The organism is Acinetobacter sp. YH12219 (assembly GCF_013417875.1).
GTDB classification, from domain to species: Bacteria; Pseudomonadota; Gammaproteobacteria; order Pseudomonadales; family Moraxellaceae; genus Acinetobacter; species Acinetobacter amyesii.
Genome location: NZ_VPDC01000066.1, coordinates 1 through 1,115, shown reverse-complemented (window position 1 = coordinate 1,115; position 1,115 = coordinate 1). Strand labels below are relative to the sequence as shown.

General features: G+C 35.6%; 1 protein-coding gene. It reads left to right on the top strand.

Annotated elements, in window-relative coordinates:
• Positions 1-71: 71 nt before the first annotated feature.
• A protein-coding gene (locus tag FTV04_RS16620; RefSeq protein WP_180090437.1) for an IS4-like element ISAba1 family transposase occupies positions 72-1,115 on the top strand; the annotation gives its coding sequence in 2 pieces (ribosomal slippage) (positions 72-612 and positions 612-1,115; 1,045 coding nt annotated over the 2 pieces). This gene is flagged as partial in the annotation.

Genomic DNA, 1,115 nt, shown 5'->3' with positions numbered 1-1,115 from the left:
CTCTGTACACGACAAAAATAGATAACTCATTGAAATAATGTCACAATAATTGTTTTCTAACGACGAATACTATGACACATCTCAATGAGTTATATCTTATCTTAAACAAATCTCTAAAATGGAACAAGTCACATTTAAAGTGCTTTGCGCTCATCATGCTTGTGATTATTTTAAAGCAAACATGTAATCTTTCTTCTGCATCTAAAGCCTTGCCCATCAAGTGTTTACCACAATCATTTTATCGACGTATGCAGCGCTTCTTTGCAGGTCAGTATTTTGATTATCGTCAAATTTCTCAGTTGATTTTCAATATGTTTTCATTCGACCAAGTGCAACTGACTTTAGATAGAACCAATTGGAAATGGGGAAAACGAAATATTAATATCCTGATGCTCGCAATCGTTTATCGTGGAATAGCGATACCTATCCTTTGGACATTGCTTAATAAACGTGGAAATTCAGATACGAAAGAGCGTATTGCTTTGATTCAACGCTTTATAGCCATTTTTGGTAAAGACCGTATTGTGAATGTGTTCGCAGACAGAGAGTTTATCGGTGAGCAGTGGTTTACATGGTTAATTGAACAAGACATCAACTTCTGCATTCGTGTTAAAAAAACTTCATTGTCACCAATCATTTAGGAAAGAATCATAAAATTAGTGATTTATTTCGCCATCTTAAAGTTGGTCAAATTGAATGTCGTAAACGACGGATTTTGGTTGGTCGGGTGAAACTATATATAAGTGCACTACAGTTAGAAAATGGAGAGCTTTTACTCGTCGTTTCTCCTCAGTTTAATGCCAATGCTATTCAGGATTATGCATTACGCTGGGAAATTGAAACCTTATTCAGTTGTCTCAAAGGACGCGGGTTTAATCTTGAAAATACGCGCTTGACAGACCCTAGACGAGTGAAAAAATTGATTGCGGTGTTAGCTATAAGCTTCTGTTGGTGTTACTTAACGGGTGAATGGCAACATAATCAAAAAAAAGCGATAAAAATAAAGAAGCATGGACGACTCTCAATGAGTTTATTTCGCTATGGTTTAGACTATGTTCAAATGGCGATTCAGCGTTTAATTGGTTTTGGGAAAAAAGAAGAGTTTAAGGAAATTT